We start from the raw sequence: 18,434 nt of genomic DNA, 5'->3' as shown, positions 1-18,434 counted from the left end.
CGGACCAACCTGCGGCTTGTCCGCTGGTTGGCCCGACAGGCAGCCCCTCGCTCGGCTGCTGTCCGTTTATCGGGTGGGTGACGTTGTGGCGGAATTAGCACAAGCATCGGCAAGGAGCACGCCTCAACCCTCCGGTTGATGTGGCCTGCATGGGTTTCGGCCACCTTGCCACTGTGCACGGCCAGCGGAGACTCAGCAGGGCCACCATCGGATTTGAGATTGGGGAAGCTTGAATGAAGACAATTGCTCTTGCGATCGCAGCTCTGGCACTCGGCACCGTCGGCGCTTCGGCGGCCGACCTCGCCGTCAAGGCGCGTCCAGCTGCCGTCGCCGCATCACCGTCTTGGACCGGCTTCTATGTCGGCATCAACGGTGGCGGCGCCTTCATGTCGGATCCGTCGATGTCCTATGTCGATGGCGCCATAAACGCCATTACCCCAATTACCGTCACCGGCTCCAGCAACGCGAACGCTGTTGTTGGCGGTCACGCGGGCTACAATTACCAGATGCCGAGCAACTGGTTGGTGGGCATCGAAGGCGACTGGGACTGGACGAACCTGAAGTCCAGCGCCGCGCCGGGAATTATCTGCTCGAACCTCTTTGGCATGCGCGCGCAATGTGGCGGCGTCTCCAACCTCACGGACAACGCATTCCTCCAGACCCAGGTCAACTGGCTCGCGAGTGTGCGTGGCCGCGTAGGTTATGCGACGAGTCAGTGGCTGCTCTACGGCACCGGCGGCGCCGCTTTCGCCGATGTCGGCTACGCCGGCACCATAAATTGCACCGGTGTACCGGCTACGCTTTGCCCAGGTGCCGGACAGGTTCTGCGCAGCAGCGCAAGCGAGACGCGCGTGGGCTTTGTCGTGGGCGCCGGCGCTGAATTCAAGCCGGCGAAGAACTGGGTGCTCGGTGCGGAATATCTCTTCTATCGTTTTGAAGGCGATGCCACCTCGACCGGAGGCTACACGACCGTCGCGACAGGTGCGCCGGCTCCGTTCTATGAGTGCACCGTGGCCGGCCAGAATTGCGGCAAATTCACCTACCGCGGCTTCGACGTTCAAACCGTGCGTGCGCGCCTGAGCTATCAGTTCGACTGACGAGCGCAACAACTCAAGTTTTCATGATGTGAAAGGCCCCGGAGAAACCGGGCCTTTCTTGCGCATGGGGCAATCCGCACCGGCATGCCTTATCGATGATGTCCGCTCCCGCTTCTGGCCCATCGCTTCCGTTGACGCGGTGCAGATACCCGCCGTCTCACAGGGGCAGAGCGGAAGTTTGCAGCCAAGCGCGGAACCGGCGCGATTGACCCATGGCAGACAAAGACTACTTGGGGTAGAGTACCGGCGCCGGGCATTTGAACGGAGGCCGAGATGTCCTTTTTCAAAATTGGGGTTGGTTTGTTGGCCGTACTTGCGACGAGCGGATTCTGTGCGGCGCTGGCGGAAGATAGTTCACTCGAATATAAACGCGTGACCTCGAGCGACCTGAAGTGGAGCCCGCTGCCCTCTATGTCCAAGGGGACGCAATCGACGGTGCTGCACGGTAATCCGGGCAAGCCTGGCCTCTATACCGTTCGGGTCAAAGTACCGGCGAACTCCAAAATGCCCGTGCATTCGCACCCCGATGAACGCGTTCGCGTGATCATTTCGGGGACATATTATTCGGCACTCGGCGACAAGGTCGATGCGTCGAAACTTCTCAGCTTTCCACCCGGGACGTTTTCGCACGTGCCGCCTAAGGTATGGCAGTTTGCGGAAACTAGGGACGAAGAGGTGGTATTCGAGATCACCGGAATTGGACCGACAGGTATCGACTACCTGAACGCTGAGGATGATCCCCGAAAGCAGAAATAATGGTCGTGCTCATTTCCGCTGTTGTGACAGCTGGTCTGGTGACTGCATGACCGATGTAGACCCGATTATCCGCGCTTACGGGCAGGCCTGGCTGCAGGCCGACGAAGCAGAGCGCCGCCGCCTCTTGCATCTCTCCTGGAGCGAGGACGGCCTTTATCAAGACCCGACCGACAAGGTCACGGCATGGAACAAGCATGATGTTCCACCTTTGGTTGCAGACGTCGACTGGAGGGGCCATGACAACCGATCGCGGCAAGGGCAGCCGTACCGACCACACCCGTATCAATATCCGCGAGAACGACGAAGTCAGATACTGGTGTGAGAAGATCGGGTGCACCATGTCCGAGCTGATGGACGCAATTGCCGTAGTGGGCGTAATGTCTACCTGAAGCGCAAGAAACAAGGGCCTTTCCCAAGTCCGCCTACGCGAGATTATCAAAAAGCTGCGCGGCCGATTGAATGGGTGCCGCCTCGGTGTGGCCTGCTTTGAATCTGCGAGCAGCCTGTTTCGGCCAATACCACCCTGGCTGCGCCGGGCCGCAGCACGATGATGGCCTGGGGTCCGACAAGGACGCTTATCGGACACGAGCGCCGGATCGCAAGATGACCGCAAGTGACCCCCAGGCCGACATAAGCGGGAAGATTCGCTGCCTCACACAAGCTTATGGACGCGCCCCGGTTAAATCAGAGATTTTGTGACGGCCGTCACATACCGACGAGAGCGGTGATGTCAAATGTGGTCGCATCGGCGTCGGGATGATCGCGACGATTAAAGGAGACATGTGATGACTGATGCAATCAATGCGAAGAGCGAAGTTCTGGGTGAGCGCGAACTCGACTGCGTGAGCGGCGGCATCAAGGGCGCAGTTGAGGGAGTGTGCAGGAAAGCCGAAGTAACGTCTGGTCAAAATGACCCGGCCCAAATGTTTCAACAGATTTTACAGCAGTTGACCGGGCAGTAAGCGCACCGGGTGCAGGCCGATACCGCGAGTCAGAACTCGCGGGCCAGCGATGCGTGCGGCCTGTTCTTGACCCTGGTTCAGTGCGGCCAGCGGCCAGCGGCGGCGGCTCGGGAGGCCGCTGTGCTGCGATTGCTCACAGCGGCTAATGGCCCATCGCCGCCTCCTGCGTAAATCCCCTTAGGTTACTGACCTGAATTTTCTGACGCTTCATCTCCTGCTATCGGTTATCAAGGAGTGGAGGCGAGCATGCGACTGGGATTGAAGCTCATCGCTCTTGGAATTATTCTTCTGCTGCCGAAGACTCACCTTTATCTGTCCGAGGCTCATCTCCCGGAAGCGCAAACCGCTTCAGAGCGCCAGATGTTAAGCCCGGCAGCTCATTGGGATGTTAGCTCGGCGGGTTGTTTCACGGTCTCTGCGGCTAAAACCTCCAAGTGTGCAGCGAAGCCTGGGCATGACGGCAGCGACACCGTGGCCATTCACGCCATGGATAAGAGCCCGAAGGGGTCGTAAGCATCTCGCGGCAAATATTTTTTCGCGCTCTCGGTTCTCTAAGACCTAGGCCTCACCGTCCGCGTCAGCATCGGAAAATGCTTGTTGCCGCCCGAGAACGCCGGGAACTGGACGAAATCCGCACGCATGCGCCTGATCACGTCGGAGCCGAGCGCGTGCGCAAGAGCAGCCGGACTGTCGAACACGAGCTTGTTGCGCTGCATGTGCTCGACCCGCCGCGACGGCAGCCGGTCGACCCAATCGATGCGGGTGTAGATCTCGATCTGGCGGACGTTGGGGAACATCCGCATGATCGAGGGATGATGCTCCAGATAATGCAGGTTCCAGGCATTCATGTCCTCGGCCGGGCCGGGATAGTGCACGAGGTAGCTGCACGGCGTGGCCGTGCCTGCCGGATGCGCGGCGACATCGACAGGAAACGCGCGCGTCAGCATGACCTGGTGCGTGACGTCCAGTCCGGTGAGGCCGGATAGTCCCGCGCCCGTCGAAAGGCGGGCAAGGATGCCGCTGCGGTCCATCGCCGCCTCGCACGCGAACAGGTCGGCAAACCGCAGTTGGAGCGCAAACACGGGACCGGAGCCATCGGCCTTGTAGGGATGATCGACCGACTGTTCGAGCGGCGTGAACAGCAGGCCTTCGGTCACGTCAGGGATCGATCCGACCTGCTCGGCTACGGCAGCAACATCGTCGGACTCAATCCGCCTTTCGCCTGCGGAAGCGGAGAATGTCATGAAGAGCGAGATCATGCCGGCGTTGCCTCAGCGCCCTCGCCCGCGCTCACATGCGCCATGAGTGCGGTGCGAATGTCATCGGGCCAGGGAATCGCATGATGATCGACCAGCGAGGTCGCGGCAAGGATCTGGCGGGCGCGCCAGCGCACGCCATTCGCGCCCGAGACGACATGCTCCAGATGGAGAGACGATCCGCCGACCCTGGCGATGCGCAAGCTGAACGTCAGGAGATCGCCGAACATCGACGGCCTGGAAAAGTCGCAAGCCAGGTGCACCGTGGGCGTCCCGATCTTCCGGACCGTGATCAGTTCCGGCCATGGAAAACCGATTCCTGCCCAGAAGTCCTCGACGACGCCGTTGAGGATGTTCAGGTAGGACGGGAAGTACGCGATGCCGGAGGGATCGCAGTCTCCGAACCTCAGCTCGCGGTCGAACGAGAAATTCGTCATCAGATCGCGACAACGGGATGCCGGATGACACCGACGCCGTCGACCCCGGCCTCGACCACGTCGCCCGGCCACAGCCATTCCTGCGGGCTCATGCCGGCACCGACGCCCTCCGGCGTTCCGGTCGCGATGATGTCGCCGGGCTCGAGCGTCATGCCGGACGAAATGTCCGATATCAGGACCGGAATGTCGAAGATCATGTATTTGGTATTGGAGTCCTGCTTCGTGACGCCGTTCTTGGTCAGCCAGAGCCGCAGATCATGCGGGTCGGGAATCTCGTCGGCGGTGACGATGCACGGGCCGAACGGCGCATAGGTGTCCATGCCCTTGGAGAAGATCCACTGGCCGGCGCGGCGATTGTCGCGCGCGGAGATGTCGATCATCACCGAATAGCCGAACACGTGCTCCATCGCTTTCTCGGTCGCGATGCGCGTCGCGGTCTTGCCGATGATGACGGCAAGCTCGACCTCCCAGTCGAGCTGCTGCGTCATCTTCGCATTTTTGCTGGATCGCACCACCCGGACCGATCACGGAGGTCGGCGGCTTGGAGAACACAACCGGCTGCTTCGGCAGATCCTTGTCAGTATCCAGGCTCTTGGCGGATTCGGCGACATGCGCGCGGTAGTTCAGCCCGATGCCGAAGATGTTCTTGCGCGGGCGCGGGATCGGCGCCTGCAGCTTCACGTCCTCGACCGGAACGGCGGAGCCGGCCGGCAAACGTCCATTGGCATTGTCCAGGCAATCCCTGAGCGCAGGCAGCAATGTCACGCTGTTGTCGATCAACGACAGCATGTCGCTCGGCCATGCAAAGCCATGCGACGCACCGAGGTGCTCGACGTCCACGACCAGTCCATCGACGAGGACCCCGAGGCGGGCACCGCTGGAGCCCAAGGTATAGGTGACAAGGCGCATGAAGCTTGATCCGGCTGTTTCGATTCAATTCTGCGTGGGACCGTCAGGCCGCAACCGGCTGGTGGCCGGCATTGTCGCCATAGGCCTCTTCCCGATAGAATCCGAGACCTTCGATGACGGGCAGATCGTTGAAGCAGAACAGGCAGGCGTCCTCGCTCTCCGACGCATTGCCGTGCTCGTGCCAGGCCCAGGAGGGAACGCAGAAGATGTCGCGCTCCTGCCATTCGAAGCGCCTGCCGCCGATCACCGAATAACCACGGCCCTTGGCCACCTGGTAGATGAAGCTGCCGGTGTGCCGGTGCGACTTGGTGCGCTCGCCCGGTCGCAGCAATTGCATGCTGGCGCCGATGGTCTGCATCACGTGCCCGCCGGTGACCGGATTGACGTAGTTCATGAGAATGCCGTCGTAAGGCGATCCATCTGTCGCGGCGGCGTACTTCCGCAAGGACTCGTAGGTCGGCTCCCACTCGTATTTGAACATCGGGGAATAGCCCTTCGACCATTTCGAGCCGGCCGGGCGAAGGCCGGGATTGCCCCAGGTCTTGGTCGTGCCGTCCACGGGGTAGCCGGAGTCTTCCTGCTGGACCTTCGGATGAACCGCGAAGAAGTTCGCCTCCAGCGCATTGACCAGCGGGATGTCGAGGCCATCCTGCCAGATGCAGACCGAGCCGTTGCCGTCGACACCATGCTCGTGCCAGGTCCCGTTCGGCGTCAGCACGAAATCCCGCGCTCCGAGCGTCATCTTGTGACCGTCGACGACGGTATAGGCCCCCGCCCCTTCCATGATGAAGCGCAAGGCGGATGCCGAATGCGCGTGCGCAGTTGCGACCTCGCCGGGATGCATCACCTGCAACCCCGAATAGAGCCAGCCGACCGCGGCCGAGACGTCGCGGCGGCCGGGATTGTTGAGATAGATCACCCGCCGTCCCGCCTTCTCGGGCGAGACCAGCTCGACCGAGCGCAGCACGTGCTCGCGCAGATCATCATAGCGCCAGAGTACGGGGACGGACGCCGATTGCGGCTCCCACGGCTCGATCTTGTTGGCGACCGTCCACAGCGCTCCGGCTTCGTACTTTTCGAGATCCTTGTAGTAGGCCTTGAGCTCGGGGGTGTCCTCGACATTGGCCCGGCCGATGATGTTCTCGCGCATCCTGTCCTCCAAGTCGTGTCGCTTTAAGTCCTGTCGCTTTAAGTCTTGTCCGTTGGCGCCAGTCGTTCGACGCCTCCCGAATTCTCATTCCGATTTAGCCGGGATCGACGAGAAGCCCGCCGGCTCCCCGGCATCTGCTGCAACAGGCTCACCCTCCATCAGACCGAGCGGCGCCAGCGGACGACGGTTGACCCGCAGATCAAAGATGTCGAACCGGTTGTAGTGCCCGACGATGTCGTGCATCTGCTTCGGCTGGATGCAGCGCTCGAGGTCGATATCGGCGTAGACGATGCCCTCGTCGTCGATCAGGGGATCGCCGACCACGCGTCCGTCAGGTCCGATGATGCCGGAAAAGGCGCTCGACTTCCGCTGCAGGCGTGCGCGCGCGTCCGGAACCACGGTCTCCATCGCGGTGATGATCTCCTCCGACACCGTCGAGCAGGCGACGACCGTGAAGATCTTTCCTTCGAACGAGTGGGCAATCGCGCGCAACTTGATCGCCTCCGCCATGTCGTAGTCGGGGGGCGCGACGGGAAGCGAGATGTAGCTGGCGACATGCACGAGCTCACCCTGGCCGAGCAGCGCGAAGCGCGCGAGCGTGTTGGTGTTCTCGCCGCACGCCAGCCCGCCGAGACGTCCGATCTCGGTATCATAGACGCGCAGGCTCGATCCGTCACCGCCGGTCCAGGTCAGCTTCTCTGCCCAGGTCGGCACCAGCTTGCGGTGCTTGCCGAGCAGCGCCCCGTCCGGCCCGATGAAGACCATGGTGTTGTAGATCGTGCCCAGCGAGACCGGGCTGCGCTCGTTGATGCCGAGCACGACGTAGCAGCCGGTATCACGCGCGGCCTTGCGGACGATCTCGACCTCCGGACCCGGAACGAGCACCGACGCCCTGGCGAGCTTCTCGAACCACGCGCTGCCCGTGACCGGATCGGTGATCCAGTTCCAATAGGGGTATCCGGGAACGAAGACTTCCGGGAAAGCCACGAGCCTCGCGCCGTTCGCCGCGGCTTCACGGACCAGTGAAGCCGCCTTGTCGGCCGTCGCGCTCGGGTTGAGATAGACAGGTGAAGCCTGGACGGCGGCGGCTCTAAAGCGAGGCAGCTTCAGCATTGGCCCTACCCTGTCGCTAGCTCATGATCGCGCCCGCGAATGAATCCGCTAGAGTGACGGCACGGCGCGGCGTTGACTTACTTCACATGTAAACGTATGCTATCGCATATTTCTGGAGGCTGCAATGGCTGAACGGTCTTTTGCTCGCGAGGTCGAGGATCTCCGGCTCGGCGACGGCGACACGTTCCGCGGCGAAGGCATCCTCGCCATCACCAAGGCGCTGCTGCAATCCGGCGTCGCCTATGTCGGCGGCTACCAGGGCTCGCCGATCTCGCATCTGATGGACGTGCTCGCCGACGCCAAGGACGTGCTCGACGATCTCGGCGTCGTGTTCCAGAGCTCCGCCAATGAAGCGGCGGCCGCGGCGATGCTGTCGGCCTCGGTGATGTATCCCCTCCGCGGCGCAGTTGCGTGGAAGTCGACGGTCGGCACCAACGTCGCCTCGGACGCGCTCGCCAACCTGGCCTCGGGCGGCGTCACCGGCGGCACCATGATCATCGTCGGCGAGGATTATGGCGAGGGCTCCTCCATCATGCAGGAGCGCACGCACGCCTTCGCGATGAAATCGCAGATGTGGCTGCTCGACCCGCGGCCCGATCACGAATGCATCGTCAATCTGATCGAGAAGGGTTTTGAGCTCTCGGAATGCTCGAACACACCGGTCATGCTCGAGGTCCGCGTGCGCGCCTGCCACATGCATGGAAGCTTTGCCTGCAAGGACAACGTCAAGCCCGCGCACACCATCAAGGACGCGCTCAACAATCCCAGGCGCGACGTCAACCGCATCGTGCTGCCACCGGCGGCCTACGAGCACGAGCAGGAGAAGATCAAGACGCGGATGCCCGCGGCCGTCGGATTCATCCGGGACAACAAGCTCAATGAATGGATGGGACCGAAGCAGGGCAAGGTCGGCATCATCATGCAGGGCGGAATGTACAACAACGTCATCCGCGCGCTGCAATATCTCGGCCTGTCGGATGCCTATGGCAACACCCAGGTCGCGCTCTACGTCATGAACGTCACCTACCCCGTGATCGACACCGAGGTTGCCGAATTCTGCCTCGACAAGGAAGCCGTTCTGATCGTCGAGGAAGGCCAGCCGGAATATCTGGAGCAGGCGATCAACACGGTGCTGCGGCGCAAGGACATCCAGGCGCGCGTCTACGGCAAGGACGTGCTGCCGATGGGCGGCGACTACACGGCGCAGGTCCTGCTCGGCGGCGTCAGGGAGTTTCTGGAGAAGACCGAGCCGCGGCTGCTCGGCAACCGGCCGCCGGCGCCGGATGCGGCGCCCGTGCTCAATCACCCCGCGGTCGAGAAGCTCAGGCAGGTCGTGCCGGCACGCCCGCCCGGGCTTTGCACCGGCTGCCCGGAGCGGCCGATCTTCGCCGCCATGAAGCTGGTCGAGGAAGAACTCGGCCAGCACCACGTCTCGGCCGACATCGGCTGCCATCTGTTCTCGATCCTGCCGCCGTTCAATATCGGCGCGACCACCATGGGCTTCGGCCTCGGCCCGGCCTCGACCTCTGCCTTCAACGTCAAGGCCGACAAGCGCTCGATCGCGGTGATGGGCGACGGCGGCTTCTGGCACAACGGGCTGACCAGCGGCATCGGCAATGCCGTCTTCAACAAGCATGACGGCGTCTTCCTCATCGTCGACAACTACTACACCTCGGCGACCGGCGGTCAGGACATCCTGTCGTCGCGCGCGACCAACGAGCGACGCGACACCAACAATTCGATCACCAAGGCCGTGAAGGGTATTGGCGGCCAATGGGTCCGCCAGGTCGACCGCACCTACGACGTCGGCAAGATGCGCGACACGCTGAAGGAAGCGCTGACGACCAAGGACGAGGGTCCCAAGGTCATCGTCGCCTCGTCCGAATGCATGCTGAACAAGCAGCGCCGGGTGAAGCCGCAGATCAACAAGGCGATCAGGGACGGGTTGCGCATCGTCAAGGAACGCTTCGGCGTCGACGAGGACGTCTGCACCGGCGATCACGCCTGCATCCGCCTCTCCGGCTGCCCCTCGCTCTCCGTGAAGCAGCTCGACGATCCCTTGCGCGACGATCCGGTCGCCGCGATCGACAATTCCTGCGTCGGCTGCGGCAATTGCGGCGAGGTCGCCGAAGCCGCGGTGCTCTGCCCCTCGTTCTACCGCGCCGACGTCATCCACAATCCGACCCGCTGGGACATTTTCAAATCGAAGATCGCCATGAGCGTGATCGGCTGGCTGCAGCGCCGGCGCGATCGCCGGCGCCCCGCGCTCGAGGCGCTGGCATGAGAGACGAGACGGTCCGGCTGGCCCTTCCCGCCGCAGGTGACGCGACCGAGCGGCCGATCTCGATGGCGATCGTCGCCATGGGTGGCCAGGGCGGCGGTGTCCTGACCGACTGGATCGTCCAGCTCGCCGAGAACCATGGCTGGGTCGCGCAGTCGACCTCGGTGCCCGGCGTCGCGCAGCGGACCGGCGCCACGATCTATTACATCGAGACTATGCCGCCGCTGGACGGCCGCAAGCCGATCCTGTCGCTGATGCCGACGCCCGGCGACGTCGACGTGGTGATGGCGGCGGAATTCATGGAGGCCGGCCGGTCGATCCTGCGCGGCCTGGTGACCCCGGATCGCACCACGCTGATCGCTTCCAACCACCGCTCGCTTGCGATCGGCGAGAAGATCGCGCCGGGCAACGGCATCGCCGACCAGGGCGCCGTGACGAGTGCGATCGACGTTGCCGCCAAGACCGAGATCATCTTCGACCTGAACGCGCTGGCCATCGCGCATGGCAGCGTCATCTCGGCGGCGATGTTCGGCGCGCTCGCGGCCGCAGCCGTGCTGCCGTTCGACCGCAACAGCTATCTCGACGTCATCCGCGCCGGCGAGAAAGGTGCCAAGGCCAGCGTTCAGACTTTTGAAGCCGCCTTTGACCGGGTCAAAAACGGGGCCTCCGAAATTGCGGCGCCACCGCCATCGAAGCCGGCCAAGGATATCCCCTCCCTCGCGACGCCGGATCCGCAACTCGCCGGGCTTGTCGCAAGATTGGCGCAGGAACTGCCCGAGCCCGCACTGGCCATGGGCCGCGCCGGCCTGAAGAAGGTGGTCGACTTCCAGGACATCGCCTATGGCGCCGAATATCTCGACATCCTCAAATCGCTGCACACCGCCGACCGGAATTCAGGCGGCGCCGCCAAGGGCTATGCCTTCACGGAAGCCGCGGCCAAATACGTCGCCAACGCCATGACCTATGACGACGTCATCCGCGTCGCCGACCTCAAGACGCGGGCCGGACGCCGCGCGCGGATCGAGAGCGAGCTCGAGATGTCGCAAGGCCAGGTGCTCCAGACCACGGAATTCATGCACCCCCGCATGGAGGAGGTGATGGGCATGCTGCCGGTGGGCCTCGGCCGCTGGTTGGGCACGAGGCCGCGCCTGCTCGGCTGGCTCGACCGCCGCGTCAACCGGGGACGCCGGGTGCGGACCTACTCGCTGCCCTGGTTCCTGGCGCTTTATGTCGTCGGCGGGCTTCGCGGCCTGCGCCGCCGCTCGCTGCGTCACGCCGTCGAGACCGCTCATCGGGACCAATGGCTCAAGGCCGCGGCCGCAGCGGTTGCCACCAACTACCAGCTGGGCGTCGAGATCCTGCAATGCCGCCGCCTCGTGAAGGGCTATTCGGATACCCACAGCCGCGGACTGTCGAAATTCGACAAGACCCTGGCCGCGATCAAGCTGGTCGAGCGGCGCGACGACGCCGCCGACTGGGCGCGCCGCCTGCGGGAAGCGGCACTGAAGGACAGCGCCGGCAAGGAGCTCGACGGCGTGATCCAGACCATCAAGACTTTTGCATGATTCCATCGGAGCGGGCGCAGGATTGGATTGCCGTTCGTCCCTCAGGACGTCAGGATCGAACATCTTGACTACGATTCTCAGGTTGCTAATCGGAGCGAAAGACCCGCGATAATTCCTCCAATCGACGCGACAATTTGTACTCGATGGTCATGCAATGCCGGCAGCACTCAAAGAGAACATTGTTCCCGTCCCCGGGCAGGTCGAAACCCGGCTTTGGCTGCAATTGCTGTCCTTGCATGGCGAGCTGTTCGCATCGCTGAATGCGATGCTGAACGCCGAGTTCGGGCTGTCGCTGGCGAAGTTCGACGTGCTGGCGCAGCTCGATCGCTACAGCGACGGACTGGCGCTGGGGCAATTGTCGCAGAACCTGAAAGTGTCCGGCGGCAACGTCTCGGGGCTGGTCCAGCGCCTTTTGGCCGACGATCTCATCAGCAGGGAAATGTCGAGCGAGGACCGCCGGTCCTTCATCGTGCGTCTCACCCCCAAGGGCGAAGCGCTGTTTCGGAAGGCCGCCGACATCCACAAGCGGCATCTCGGCAAACGGCTCGAAAACGTCCCGACCCAGGAGCTCGACACCGCGCTGTCCGTGTTGCGGTCGCTCTCCTCGAAACTTCGCACCGAGAGCAAGAAGCAAAGTCGCAAGAAGTAATGGCCAAGGAATCCAAGAGCAGATGGAAGTCGGGTCCGCCGAGGACCAGGGACCAGCTGCAAAACTACATCCCCTATCTGTTCAATCGCCTGGCCAATCGCTGGAACCTCGACCAGAACCGCGATTTGAGCGAGCACGGCGTCAACAACGTCGTATTCCGGACGCTGTCGGTCCTGTTCATCCACAAGACCCTCACCGTCAACGAGATCGCCGTTCTCGCCGTCACCGAGCAATCGACCGCGAGCCGCATGGTCGAGTCCATGGTGTCGTCGGGCCTCGTCAAGCGCGAGATCGCGGAGGAGGACCAGCGCCGCCGCGTCGTGGGATTGACGCCGGACGGCGAAGCGCTGCTGCGCAAGATCTGGCCGATCATGGCGAACAACTACGACAAGCTGATCGCGGGCATCGAGCCCGACGACATCGAGGTCTGCGCCCGAGTGCTGGCGAAGATGGTCGAGAACATCCGCCTGAACCAGATCTAGCGCGGAGCGAATTAGGGCCCGAGGCCGACCAGGCTGGTGCCGCCGCAGACATAGAGCACCTGGCCGGTGACGAAATCGGATCGCTCGTCGAGGAAGAATTCGATCGCATGGGCGACGTCCTCGCGTGAGCCGAGCCGGCCCACCGGCACGTTGCGCGCCATCCGCTCCTGCTGCTCCGAGCCTTTGGGAATGACACCCCAGAAATTGTCGGTGAGGATCGGCCCCGGTGCGACGACGTTCACGGTGATGCCGCTCGCGGCCAGCTCCAGCGCCCAGGTCCGCGCCATGCCGTGCACGCCGGCCTTGGTCGCCGAATAGGCCGAGCGGGTCGCCGCCCCCATCGCCGCGCGCGAGCTGACGAACACGACACGCCCGAACCGGCGCGACCGCATCCCCTCCAGCGCAGCCTGGGTCAGCAGCATCGGCGCGCCCAGATGCAGTTGCGCCAGCGTCAGGATGTCTTCCGGCCTCGCGTCGGGCAGCAGGTTCGGCAGGATGACGCCGGCATTGTGCACGAGGCAATCGATGGCGTGATCCCGGCAGATCTCCTGCGCGATCGCACGCGTCTCCGCGATGCTGGTCAGGTCGGCGCAATAGGCGGCGAGCAGATCGTGGGTCCAGGCAGGCGTCTGCAGCCCGACCGAGACGACACGCTGTCCTTTTTCGATGAGCTGCTTCGCCAGCGCTTCGCCGATCCCGGAATTGCCGCCGGTGATGAGCGTGGTGCGGATCTGGGTCATGATCAAACCTGTCGCTTCTTGAGGTCGCGGAGGTCGAAGAAGGCGCCATCGTGCATCAGCCTAGCGACAAAATCCTTCAACCCGCCGCGCTGGATCTTCTCGGTTGCGGTCAGCGGCAGGCTGTCGACGAAGCAGATCCAGCCCGGCGCCTTGTAATAGGCCATCTGCTCCAGGCTCCAGCGCACGATGTCTTCGGCAAGCCGCCGGTCGGCGCCGGCCTCCTCGGCAATGATGACCGCCGCGACCTCGTCGCCGCGCACCTGATCGGGGGTGGCCGCGACCGCGGCCTGCCGGATCGCCGGATGGCGGTTGAGGACGGATTCGACCTCGACCGCGGCGATGTTCTCGCCGGAGCGGCGGATCACGTTCTTCTTGCGATCGACGAAATGAAGGTCGCCGTCCGCATCGCGCGACACGATATCGCCGGTATGGAGCCAGCCGCCGTCCCAGGCCTCGGCGGTCGCCTGCGGGTTCTTCAGATATTCCCTGAAGAACCCGTAGCGCGGGTCCGCGCCCGCGCGCCGCACCAGCAGCTCGCCCGGCGTTCCCGTTGCTGTATCGTTGCCGGTCTCGTCGACGATACGGATGTCGACCTCGGCGGCGGGGCGGCCGAAACAGCTGGTGCCGATCTTGCGCGGCTCGACATTGGCGGCGATGACGCCGCCGCTTCCCGTCTCCGTCATCGCCCAGGCCTCGATCAGCGGAAAGCCGAAGCGCTGCTCGAACGGCGCGTGCAAGAGCTTGTCGACGCCGGCGCCGAACCCGAACCGCACTGTGTGGACCTTGTCCTGTTCCGATGCCGGCGCGCTCATCAGCATCGAGGGCATGACGCCGAGATAATGCAGGCACGTGGCGCGGCTGTCCAGGACCGACTGCCACCAGCTGCGTGGATGGAAGCGATCGAGCATGGTCAGGCTGCCGCCGACCGACAGCATCGCCATCAGCGACACCGCCATGGCGTTCATGTGAAACAGCGGCAGCGGCGTGATCATGCGCTCGCCCTCCAGCTTGAGGTCGATCAGCCCGCCGACATCGCGATACCAGTTGCCGGAATGCAGGAAGTATTCGTTGGTGAGCACGCAGCCCTTGGGCTGCCCGGTCGTCCCGGACGTATAAAGCAGCGCACATTCGGTCGCGCCGTCGCCAGTGGTCGCTGCCTGCGCGCCGCCGAAGGCAGCAGGAACGTCGTCGCTGTCGGTCACGACCGGAATTGGCCGAACGGCCTGGCGGGCCGCGGTCTCGACCTCGTCCCGCCGCTCGGCAAGAACGAATGCCGCGTTCATCTCGGAATGCGCGATGATGTATTCGAGCTCGCTCATCCGCAGGTCCGGATTGATCGGCACGACGGACACGCCAAGCGCGTTGAGCGCAAACCACAGCTCGACGAACACCGGCCGGTTCTGGAGCAGCAGCCCGACCCTGTGGCCTTCGCCATAGCCCTTGCTCGCGAACGCCGTCCGCCGGCGCTCCACCCGGTCTAGCATGGTGCGATAGGATATCTCGCCGGCGGTGATGCCGTAGATGCCGGCGGTCTCCGCCAGCACGTTGAGGAAGCCCGCCTCGCCCCGGCGCAGCGCGGTGTCGTGAAAACGAGCGTAGACTGTGGTCGCTGCGGTCAAGGCAACCTCACATGAAGAGCTGGATGTTGCCGAACGGCGCGTCGAAATTGACGAGATCGACGCGCTTGAGCTTGATCTTCAGGACGTCGCCGACCTGGACGAAGTCGTGCGACGCCCATCCCGAATAGCGCTCCAGCATATCGCCGCGCGTCTCCGTGTAGATATAGGACGTCCGCGCCTTGAACACGCCGGCCGCAGCATCGCAGGCGACGATCTGCGGGGCCTGGAGCAGGTGGTGGCAGCGGCTCTTCGGCTTCTGGCTGAAAGTGCGCTCGCCCGACAGCCGCTCGACCCGCACCTTGAGCAGCAACAGGTCCTCGTACATCAGCGACGGCTGCAGCACCGGGTCCTCCTGCTGCCATTCCAGCGGCATCCAGTAGCGTCCTTCGGGGTGAAACAGATCGAGCCAGGCCTGCCACTGCATCGTATCGAGCAGATCGGCCTCGCGATAGATGAAGTCGGTGATCGTCTTTTCGCTGATCATTCCGCGGCCTCGACGCGGTTGTCCATGTCCATGGTCATGAACTTGGCCCAGGCATGAAACTGGTTCCGCATCTGGCGCTCGGACGTTCCGTTGATGACGGCGGTGACGTCCTGCTCTTCGCTGCTCTCATAGAGCCGGCGGAGATTGACCCATTGATTGCCGTTCGACTTGAGGCCCTCCTGGGCCCGCTCGTACATTTCCAGATCGTCGTGTCCGACGATCGAGGTCGGCGCGTTGATGAAGCGGTTGTACATCAAGGCGCGCTCATAGAGCTTGTCCGGCGCGCCGACGAGACGATACACCCAGCTTTCGACCAGCGTCCTGTCGACCGCAATCGGGATGAAGTTGCGCAGGATCTGCACGGCACCCTTGACCATGATGTTCGGGAAATAGACCGTGTTGTGCCTGACCTCGCCGAGGATCTCGTGTGCCCGCGTCTCGCCGTATGCCGCGACCATCTGGCCGACATAGCCGTCGACGTCGGAGTAGTTCGAGTGGATCGAGTTGGCGACGCCGGTGTGGCCATGGCCGTTCGGCCAGATCCTGATGCCGCTCTGCTCGTAGAACTCGTACGGGCTCATGAAGGGGCCGTAGAGCTGCACCGCCATCGGCGTTTCCGTGGAATCGCCCTGCTCGCGCTTCCAGACCTTGACCGCCGTGCCGGCCGAGCTCTCATGCGCGACCATCGGATGGCAGGTGTCGGTCTGGTTCTCGACCAGCATCTTCCAGTTGCAGGTGTGCATATAGCGGATCGGCGTGGCGACGACGGCGAGCTTTCCCTCCGGCGAGCGATCGACCATGTTGTCGATCGTCGAGAGGCTCTCGCCGAAATAGTCCTCGAAGGACACGCCGCTGTCGGAGAGCCGGGCGAAGATGAAGTCGCGATAGACCACGACGTTCTTGATCTTGGACAGCCCGCCATTCGCCTGGGTGCCGGCGAAGCCCGTGCCCTCGTAGCCCTTCTTCAGCGGGATCGCGAGCAGCGAACCGTCGGTCTTGAACGACCAGGCGTGATAGGGACAGCGGAAGAACTTGCCGGTGTTGCCGCAAGGCTCCGATGCGATCTTCACGCCCTTGTGCGGGCAGCGGTTGTAGAAGACGTGGACGGAGCCGTCGGTATGGCGGCTCGCCAGCACCGGCTGCCGGCCGATATTGGCGGTGATGAAATCGCCGGGCTTCGTCAGCTGGCTCGCATGCCCGACATAGATCCAGCTGTTCGGAAACAGATGCTCCATCTCGAGCTCGAATATCTCGGGGTCGATGTAGACGTCACGGTGCACCTCGGCCTCGCGCACCAGCGCCGCAATCGCTTGCGCATTGCTTCCGTATTTCGTCATGGCGAGCTTCGCCTCCCTCATAGATCCAGCACCAGACGTTCCGACTTCGCGCGCGATACGCAGATCTGCATGATCTTGTTCGACGCCTTCTCGTCGTCGCTGAGAATGACGTCGCGATGATCGGGCGTGCCCGAGATCACGGCGCACTGGCAGATGCCGCAATCGCCGCGCCGGCAGTCGTAGAGCACGTCGAGCCCCGCGGCCTCCAGCGCCTGGATGATGCTCTGATCGGCCGCCACGGTGACGACCTGTCCGGTCGATCCGATCTCCACCTCGAACGGCACATCGGACGAGGACGGCTGCTCGGCCTTGAAGAGCTCGTAGCGGATGCGATCGGCCGGGAGACCCGCGTCAAGCGCGGCGGCCCTCACCGCATCGATCAATCCCGCCGGACCGCAGACGTAGACATGGGAATCTGCCGCCGCCTCGCGGAGCGCCGCCGCAATGTCCAGACGGGATTCGTCGCTGTCGTAGTGAACCGACAGTTCCTCGGCGCAGATCTCCCGGAGATGAGGCAGGAATGACAGCAGCCCTTGCGTGCGGCCCGCGTAATGCAGCCGAAACGGACTTGCGCGATGCCTGAGCTCCGCCGCCATCGACAGGATCGGCGTGACGCCGATACCGCCGGCAAACAGCAACGCGGGCGCTGCTCCCTCATGCAGGGGAAAATTGTTCGCCGGCGCGCTCGCCTTCACGACATCGCCGATCTTCAGCGCGTGCATGAACTGCGAGCCTCCGGTCGAGGCCTCCTCGCGCAGCACGCCGAGCGCGAGCGTCCCCTCGGCAAGGCCCGGCAGAGCCATCAGCGAGTACGGCCGGTCTCCGCCATTCGGGAGCGCCACGCGGATATGTGCGCCTGCCTGCCAGCGCGGCGCGACGCCGTCCTCCACGCCAAACACAAGGCTCCGTATGAACGGCGTCTCCGCGGCATACGATCTGACCTTGAGCTTGAGCGGATGCACGTCCATTCAGGCATCTCGTGAATTATATGAATTTGCATATTTTTAGACATGTAATAATTCGCTGTCAATCGCCCGCGCGGGGGACGGGACCCGGATTGCGGCCCGAGACGCGCCCGGTCGTGGCGCAGGAAGATCGGCGCCGAGGCGCTCTCCGACCTTGGACAGGCGGCGATGGGAGTCGGAACGCTGCAGAACGGCGGCCCCTGCTCGCCTTCAACAGACTTGCTTGAACTTCAGATGCACACGTCGTGCACACGCTGCCGTCCAAGCGACGGAAAGACTCACGCTCTCGCTGCAATCCATCATCGCGGTCGTGGTGAATGGATAGCGCCGCGATTTCAATAGATTGGAGATGAAGTCAACACGAGACGCGGACCGCTCGCCCGCACTGGATGTGTGTCGCCTTGCCGCACGAAGGCGGTACATTGACGAGACCTCGGCAAATGATACGCTTTCGAGGCGCCCGGCCGAGCCAATCGAACCAGGCGACGGAATGAAGGCGAGAGGGGCTCGCCCCATCGTATCGAGCGTCGCACGTGCGTCCTGCCCTTCATGCGTCCCGCACGCGGAAACAGAGAATCGGTAACGGCGAGCGCCATACCGCATCAGGGCAGCTCTAAGGGGGATGACCGAAG

Annotated in this window: 20 protein-coding genes and 1 pseudogene; 10 read left to right on the top strand and 11 right to left on the bottom strand. The window is 63.5% G+C overall.

Annotated elements, in window-relative coordinates; translation table 11 throughout:
* The first annotated feature begins 233 nt into the window (after window positions 1-233).
* The 6 genes from JQ572_RS11710 to JQ572_RS11690 all read left to right on the top strand — a co-directional run bounded on the left by JQ572_RS11710 (window position 234) and on the right by JQ572_RS11690 (window position 3,328).
* Window positions 234-1,097, top strand: a complete 864-nt coding sequence (locus JQ572_RS11710; protein ID WP_211383156.1) for an outer membrane protein — start codon at window positions 234-236, stop codon at window positions 1,095-1,097.
* Between the two features lie 273 nt (window positions 1,098-1,370).
* Window positions 1,371-1,853 (top strand): cupin domain-containing protein, encoded by a 483-nt coding sequence (locus JQ572_RS11705; RefSeq protein WP_211383155.1) that lies wholly within the window; start codon window positions 1,371-1,373, stop codon window positions 1,851-1,853.
* A 46-nt stretch (window positions 1,854-1,899) separates the two neighbouring features.
* Entirely contained in the window at window positions 1,900-2,175 is a 276-nt protein-coding gene (locus tag JQ572_RS35055) for a hypothetical protein (protein ID WP_249128957.1), read from the top strand.
* Window positions 2,135-2,242 carry a DUF3606 domain-containing protein gene (locus JQ572_RS35510; RefSeq protein ID WP_433996200.1) on the top strand — a complete coding sequence of 36 codons (108 nt, stop codon included), beginning with the start codon at window positions 2,135-2,137 and terminating at the stop codon, window positions 2,240-2,242. The genes JQ572_RS35055 and JQ572_RS35510 overlap by 41 nt, the downstream gene beginning before the upstream one ends.
* Before the next feature lie 396 nt (window positions 2,243-2,638).
* Window positions 2,639-2,815, top strand: coding sequence for a hypothetical protein (locus tag JQ572_RS11695; RefSeq protein ID WP_211383153.1), 177 nt, complete (start codon window positions 2,639-2,641; stop codon window positions 2,813-2,815).
* A gap of 246 nt (window positions 2,816-3,061) precedes the next feature.
* Window positions 3,062-3,328 (top strand): hypothetical protein, encoded by a 267-nt coding sequence (locus JQ572_RS11690; RefSeq protein ID WP_211383152.1) that lies wholly within the window; start codon window positions 3,062-3,064, stop codon window positions 3,326-3,328.
* A gap of 38 nt (window positions 3,329-3,366) precedes the next feature.
* Here JQ572_RS11690 and JQ572_RS11685 read toward each other — a convergent pair whose 3' ends face one another.
* The 6 genes and pseudogenes from JQ572_RS11685 to JQ572_RS11665 form a co-directional block, all read right to left on the bottom strand.
* Window positions 3,367-4,074, bottom strand: coding sequence for a hypothetical protein (locus tag JQ572_RS11685; protein WP_211383151.1), 708 nt, complete (start codon window positions 4,072-4,074; stop codon window positions 3,367-3,369).
* Complete coding sequence (locus JQ572_RS11680; protein WP_211383150.1) at window positions 4,071-4,508, bottom strand: acyl-CoA thioesterase; 438 nt, start codon at window positions 4,506-4,508, stop codon at window positions 4,071-4,073. The genes JQ572_RS11685 and JQ572_RS11680 overlap by 4 nt, the downstream gene beginning before the upstream one ends.
* Window positions 4,508-4,996 carry a fumarylacetoacetate hydrolase family protein gene (locus JQ572_RS35340; RefSeq protein ID WP_283814073.1) on the bottom strand — a complete coding sequence of 163 codons (489 nt, stop codon included), beginning with the start codon at window positions 4,994-4,996 and terminating at the stop codon, window positions 4,508-4,510. The genes JQ572_RS11680 and JQ572_RS35340 overlap by 1 nt, the downstream gene beginning before the upstream one ends.
* 67 nt (window positions 4,997-5,063) lie before the next feature.
* Window positions 5,064-5,297: pseudogene (locus JQ572_RS35335) on the bottom strand (fumarylacetoacetate hydrolase family protein); the annotation flags it as partial.
* A gap of 163 nt (window positions 5,298-5,460) precedes the next feature.
* A complete protein-coding gene (locus JQ572_RS11670; protein WP_211383149.1) occupies window positions 5,461-6,567 on the bottom strand; it encodes a cupin domain-containing protein in 1,107 nt (368 codons plus the stop codon).
* An 84-nt stretch (window positions 6,568-6,651) separates the two neighbouring features.
* Entirely contained in the window at window positions 6,652-7,680 is a 1,029-nt protein-coding gene (locus JQ572_RS11665; RefSeq protein ID WP_211383148.1) for a carbon-nitrogen hydrolase family protein, read from the bottom strand.
* Between the two features lie 124 nt (window positions 7,681-7,804).
* Between JQ572_RS11665 and JQ572_RS11660 the strand changes: the two genes are divergently transcribed.
* From JQ572_RS11660 to JQ572_RS11645, 4 genes are all read left to right on the top strand, one after another.
* Window positions 7,805-9,964, top strand: a complete 2,160-nt coding sequence (locus JQ572_RS11660) for a thiamine pyrophosphate-dependent enzyme (protein WP_211383147.1) — start codon at window positions 7,805-7,807, stop codon at window positions 9,962-9,964.
* Window positions 9,961-11,526, top strand: a complete 1,566-nt coding sequence (locus tag JQ572_RS11655; protein ID WP_211383146.1) for an indolepyruvate oxidoreductase subunit beta family protein — start codon at window positions 9,961-9,963, stop codon at window positions 11,524-11,526. Before JQ572_RS11660 ends, JQ572_RS11655 begins: the two co-directional genes overlap by 4 nt.
* 154 nt (window positions 11,527-11,680) lie before the next feature.
* Entirely contained in the window at window positions 11,681-12,175 is a 495-nt protein-coding gene (locus JQ572_RS11650; protein ID WP_211383145.1) for a MarR family winged helix-turn-helix transcriptional regulator, read from the top strand.
* Window positions 12,175-12,657: a MarR family winged helix-turn-helix transcriptional regulator gene (locus tag JQ572_RS11645; RefSeq protein ID WP_211383144.1), complete on the top strand. Its 483-nt coding sequence runs from the start codon at window positions 12,175-12,177 to the stop codon at window positions 12,655-12,657. The genes JQ572_RS11650 and JQ572_RS11645 overlap by 1 nt, the downstream gene beginning before the upstream one ends.
* Before the next feature lie 11 nt (window positions 12,658-12,668).
* Here the strand turns inward: JQ572_RS11645 and JQ572_RS11640 are convergent, their stop codons facing one another.
* The 5 genes from JQ572_RS11640 to JQ572_RS11620 are packed head-to-tail and all read right to left on the bottom strand — an operon-like array spanning window position 12,669 to window position 17,805.
* Window positions 12,669-13,397, bottom strand: a complete 729-nt coding sequence (locus JQ572_RS11640) for an SDR family NAD(P)-dependent oxidoreductase (protein WP_211383143.1) — start codon at window positions 13,395-13,397, stop codon at window positions 12,669-12,671.
* Window positions 13,398-13,399: 2 nt separating this feature from the next.
* Window positions 13,400-15,016, bottom strand: coding sequence for an ATP-dependent acyl-CoA ligase (locus JQ572_RS11635; RefSeq protein ID WP_211383142.1), 1,617 nt, complete (start codon window positions 15,014-15,016; stop codon window positions 13,400-13,402).
* Between the two features lie 7 nt (window positions 15,017-15,023).
* Window positions 15,024-15,500 carry an aromatic-ring-hydroxylating dioxygenase subunit beta gene (locus tag JQ572_RS11630; protein WP_211383141.1) on the bottom strand — a complete coding sequence of 159 codons (477 nt, stop codon included), beginning with the start codon at window positions 15,498-15,500 and terminating at the stop codon, window positions 15,024-15,026.
* Window positions 15,497-16,837, bottom strand: a complete 1,341-nt coding sequence (locus JQ572_RS11625; RefSeq protein ID WP_211383140.1) for an aromatic ring-hydroxylating dioxygenase subunit alpha — start codon at window positions 16,835-16,837, stop codon at window positions 15,497-15,499. The genes JQ572_RS11630 and JQ572_RS11625 overlap by 4 nt, the downstream gene beginning before the upstream one ends.
* 17 nt (window positions 16,838-16,854) lie before the next feature.
* A complete protein-coding gene (locus JQ572_RS11620; protein WP_211383139.1) occupies window positions 16,855-17,805 on the bottom strand; it encodes a PDR/VanB family oxidoreductase in 951 nt (316 codons plus the stop codon).
* Window positions 17,806-18,434: the final 629 nt, after the last annotated feature.

Source organism: Bradyrhizobium sp. SZCCT0153 (genome assembly GCF_018129995.1).
Lineage (GTDB): Bacteria > Pseudomonadota > Alphaproteobacteria > Rhizobiales > Xanthobacteraceae > Bradyrhizobium > Bradyrhizobium japonicum_G.
Note: the sequence above shows the minus strand (reverse complement) of the source record. Positions and strands in the feature narration are given on the sequence as shown.